This window comes from Nostoc sp. CHAB 5715 (assembly GCF_020829685.1).
Classification (GTDB): domain Bacteria; phylum Cyanobacteriota; class Cyanobacteriia; order Cyanobacteriales; family Nostocaceae; genus Nostoc.
Map to the genome: position 1 here is coordinate 1 of NZ_JAIVFR010000581.1, position 4942 is coordinate 4942.

Genomic DNA, 4942 nt, shown 5'->3' on the forward strand with positions numbered 1-4942 from the left:
AATCGCCTCGATAATATCTCGCTCTGGCAATTGATTGGCTCCCGCCTCCACCATGATCACGCCATCTGGTGAACCCGCTACTACTAGATCCAAGTCTCCAGCTTCAATTTCTGCATAAGTGGGGTTAATAATGAAATCATCTCCCACTAAACCAACGCGAACTGCTGCCATTGGCCCATTAAAAGGAATTTGGGCAATCAGGGTAGCGATGGAAGCACCTGTAACTGCTAGCACATCGGGTGGCACTAACTCGTCCATCGACAGTGTTAAGGCAATAATTTGCAGGTCATCCCGCAACCATGAAGGGAACAGAGGACGCATGGGGCGGTCTATAAGACGGCTGGTAAGAATTGTTTTTTCTGGTGGACGACCTTCTCGGCGCATGATCCCTCCGGGAATCCTACCAGCGGCATATAGCCTTTCTTCATAATCTACTGTAAGGGGAAGAAAATCAATGCCTTCTCTGGCTTGCGATCGCGTAGCCGTCACTAAAACTGATGTGTCCCCTGATTCTATCAAAACCGACCCACCAGCCTGGGGAGCTAGTAGGCCTACTTTCAGTCGAATATCCCTTCCATCGAAGGATATTGACTTATCAACTTCTGCCATTCAGTTTTTTTTCCTTCTCTTTCGCTATTCTCTTTCTGTGGCAATCCTAACATTTATGCACTATGACTGACTTCTAGTACATACAAAGATAGATAAGTCTTTCAACCCAAACTGCGATACATTATCAACGCATCTACCACTTGTTCATCCCCTAGCTTTGCCGCACGCGGAATGCGCCCAATGATCTCAAATCCTAACGACTGCCAAAGCGTAATTGAAGGTATATTAGTTTCAAAGACCAAATTGAACATTACTGCTTCATAGCCCAGGTTTGCTGCTATTAAGAGCATCGCCTCTCCCATGAACCGCCCGATCCCCTGACCGCGTAACTCAGGTTGTACAATAAAACCAGCGTTGCAAATATGGCAACACCGACCGGGGAAGTTTGGTTTTAAATAAAACGCCCCTAATATTTCTTTTGGTTTGTGTGTAGCATCCTGAACAGATGTCCTGACAACAAAGGCATCCTTACTCAACCAGTAAGCTGAAAATTCTGCCTGAGATAGAGGTTCCTTTTGGGGATAAGTTTTACCTTCAATCAATAAAACATTGAGTAATGCTCTTACAACCTCCTGTTCTTGAGGATGCATATAATCTAGTTCAACTATTATGCCGCTTTTTAAAACTTGAATTAGGGGAAAAATCATTATTAATTGTGATATTAAATAAATTAATTATATGTAATTTTGAGCTAAATAATCTTCTTGAGAAGATGTAAAAATTAGAATAATTGCGATTTTCATTCTGGAAATTTGGGAAATCTGAGTAGTTAGCAAATGGCGATTTTACACTGTAATTGGTTACTAACAAATAAAAATTGTTTATTTATTTGGGGAGAAACTTGGCGATCGCCACGAGTAAATTTCGAGCCTAATGGATCTGGAGATATACCACTACATCCATTGGCAATGACATCAGTTGAGTTGAATGAGTGGTTGCGATCGCGAAGCGTCGCCTTTGGCGATTCGCAGAACATGGCAATTAGCAACTTTATCCAGCAACCTCAAGTTGCGTTCGCCCCTGGCGTTGGCAAAGCCATCGCTACTACTGGGCGAGCCTCCAAAGGAGGAGCTACGCTAACGCGTAAAGCCGCCAGTGTCAGTGAAATCAGTTTACCAACGCATTCGCAAATCATTGCCTTACCAACTTATATCCCAGAAGGCAGTAGCGAAGGAACAACAGCGATTTTCCCTGTACATTCTGCCAGCTTGGGACTAGATACAGAATCGCCGCAATATTTGCAACCGTGGCGAGTTGAAGGTTTTTGTCTCAACCCCAGCGAAGCAGTAAAATTTCTCGCTGCTATTCCCCTAAATGCCGCTAAAGGAGAAGATGCCTTTTTAGGAGGAGATTTACGTTTTTGGTCGCAGGTTGCCCGGTGGAGTTTAGATTTAATCTCGCGGTGTAAGTTTTTACCAACAATTGAGCGACAATCAGATGGTGCATTCACTGCTAAGTGGCAAGTACTTCTAGACAGTGCAGTAGATGGAACCCGCTTAGAAAGATTTTCTGCGAATATGCCGTTGGTTTGTCGGACTTATCAGGAGGGAGTGGGGAGTGGGGAGTGGGGAGTGGGGGGAGATGAGGGAGCAGGGGGAGATGAGGGAGATGGGGGAGATGGGGGAGATGGGGGAGATGGGGAAGCAGGGAAAGATTCTTCATTGTCCTCCTCATCCCCCTCATCCCCCCCATCCCCCCCATCCCCCTCATCCTCCTCATCCCCCTCATCCTCCTCATCCCCCTCATCCCCTCACCTAGCAGTAAACTTCCCTACCGAAGCTCAAGAATTGTTGTTGGGATTTCTTAACAGTACGATAGATGCCCAAGTGCGAGGGATGGTGGGTTCTCAGCCTCCAATGGAAGCTAAGGCGATGTCTACGACGGGCTACGCCTACGCATCTTTACCCTCTGGAGTGCGACAGTGGTTGCAAGCGTTAACAAGTGCATCTGGTACAGTCAATGCAGATGCAGTTGAAGTGGAACGACTGGAAGCGACCCTGAAGGCTTGGACTATGCCGCTACAATATCAATTAACTCTTAAAACTCTATTTCGTACTTGTTTTCAACTGCGTTCTCCAGAATCTGGCGAAACAGATTGGACATTGGCGTATTTCCTGCAAGCGGCTGACGATCCTGAGTTCTTGGTAGATGCGGCAACTATTTGGAACAATCCAGTTGAACGATTGGTTTATGAAAATCGGACAATTGAGCAACCACAGGAAACATTTTTGCGAGGTTTGGGGGTAGCTTCCCGATTATATCCAGCGATGTCTGGCGACAAGGCGCAAAGCGCCTACGCACCCAGTTTTGAAACCGAATATCCCCAATTTTCTCGTATCACTCCCATTCAAGCTTATGAGTTTATCAAAGCTGTAGCTTGGAGGTTAGAAGACAGTGGTTTGGGAGTAATTTTGCCTCCCAGTTTAGCGAACCGTGAAGGATGGGCGAACCGTTTAGGTTTGAAAATTACTGCCGAAACCCCAAAGAAAAAGCAGGGACGTTTAGGGTTGCAAAGTCTACTGAATTTCCAATGGCAATTGGCAATTGGTGGACAAACTATTTCTAAAGCTGAGTTTGATAAACTTGTGGCTTTAAATAGTCCGCTAGTAGAAATTAACGGCGAGTGGGTGGAATTGCGCCCCCAAGACATCAAAACAGCCCAAACATTTTTTACCACTCGCAAAGACCAAATGGCGCTTTCCTTGGAAGATGCCTTGCGTTTCAGTACAGGGGATACCCAGGTAATTGAAAAGTTGCCAGTGGTCAGCTTTGAGGCATCTGGGGCATTGCAAGAGTTGATTGGGGCGTTAACAAATAATCAAGCGCTTGAACCTTTGCCCACACCAACAGGCTTTAAAGGGCAGTTGCGACCTTATCAAGAACGTGGTGCTGCTTGGTTATCATTCTTGGAACGTTGGGGCTTAGGTGCGTGTCTCGCCGACGATATGGGATTGGGTAAATGCGTAGCAAATGATACTTTAGTAAATGTAAATGGACTGTTACGCACAGCCGAGACAATCTGGACAACTCACGCCGGAGAAACAGAATTTGACGGCGAAGGATTTTGGGCTAACCCCACAGAGCAATTACTAGTTAATTCCATAAATGAAAAAACTGGCAAAATCGTCCAAGCTAATGTTAGACGGTTGTATCGGCAGCAAGTGCGCGAGAAATTACGAAAAGTCACGCTAGAAGACGGTAGCAATATCACCATCACTCATCGTCACAAGCTGCTGACAAGTAAAGGTTGGACAAATAATTTACAGGTGGGCGATTACATTTGTGTACCAGGTAAAACGCTTTGGAATCGGCAACCACAAGACCCTGATTTAGTCAAGTTTCTTGCTTGGCAGATTGCCGAAGGGCATGAACTACCCGATGTGGGAAGAGTCATAATATCCCAAAAAGACACCAAAGTATTAGAGGATCTACTCCAGATTTGCCAACGCATTCAAAACCGCTATAACCTCAAAATTAACAGCCCTAATATCTCTACCTTCCCTAACAGAGTTCCTTCTCTTCGAGTTAACAGCCAAGCCTATCGGCGATTCTTAGAAGCTAAGGGTTATGTTTGGGGTAAACTATCGGCAGAAAAATCTATTCCGCCCTTCATTATGCAGGCAGACTTGGATAGTGTGCGGATATTTTTACAAAACTATTTTGATGCTGAATCTGCTGTTGTTTTCAGTATGGGAAGTATTGAGATTGCTACAGCTTCAGTTTTACTGATTCAGCAACTTTCTGCACTGTTGCGTCGTTTCGGTATTTGGTTGCGAATATCGCCAAAACTGAAGTGTGCCACTAATGGAACTCGTACTTTACGCACCTACTATATTGGTGTCATTGGTGGAAATTCTGCCCGCAGATTTCTCCAAGAAATTGGTTTTAATAACTCAGAAAAACAGAGTAAATTAGAGCAACTTTGTCAACAGATCAGCAACACAAATATTGAAGGAATTCCTGCTTCTGATATGGTTGCCCAAACAGTCAAGGTAACGGGGCTACCATTGCAACATTTTGGGATGCACAACACTGTTTACATTAATGGTTCACAGCAATTTTCTAGAGATAGTTTACAGCGAGTAATAGCTGGGATGAACCGCATTATTAGTGGAGAAGCCCAAAAACAGTATCAGCTACTAAAACCAACTCAAACTTTGTCAGCATATAGCAACCTAGATATAGAACAGTTGAGCTTAACAAGACAGTCTTTGCAATGTCTTCTCGACCAAGAAGTATTTTATTGCCGGATAGAATCAATAGAGGAGATAGATTATGATGGATGGGTTTATGACTTTGAAGTTAGCGAACATCATAATTTTGTCGCTAACAA

At 44.4% G+C, this 4942-nt stretch carries 2 protein-coding genes and 1 pseudogene; 1 reads left to right on the top strand and 2 read right to left on the bottom strand.

The features are described from left to right. Positions 1-609, bottom strand: a pseudogene (locus LC574_RS26580) (polyribonucleotide nucleotidyltransferase); the annotation flags it as partial. A 101-nt stretch (positions 610-710) separates the two neighbouring features. Further along, positions 711-1256 (bottom strand): GNAT family N-acetyltransferase, encoded by a 546-nt coding sequence (locus LC574_RS26585; RefSeq protein ID WP_229456585.1) that lies wholly within the window; start codon positions 1254-1256, stop codon positions 711-713. Positions 1257-1385: 129 nt separating this feature from the next. Between LC574_RS26585 and LC574_RS26590 the strand changes: the two genes are divergently transcribed. Beyond that, the coding region (locus tag LC574_RS26590) for an SNF2 helicase-associated domain-containing protein (RefSeq protein WP_229456587.1) at positions 1386-4942 on the top strand (3557 nt) is incomplete at its 3' end.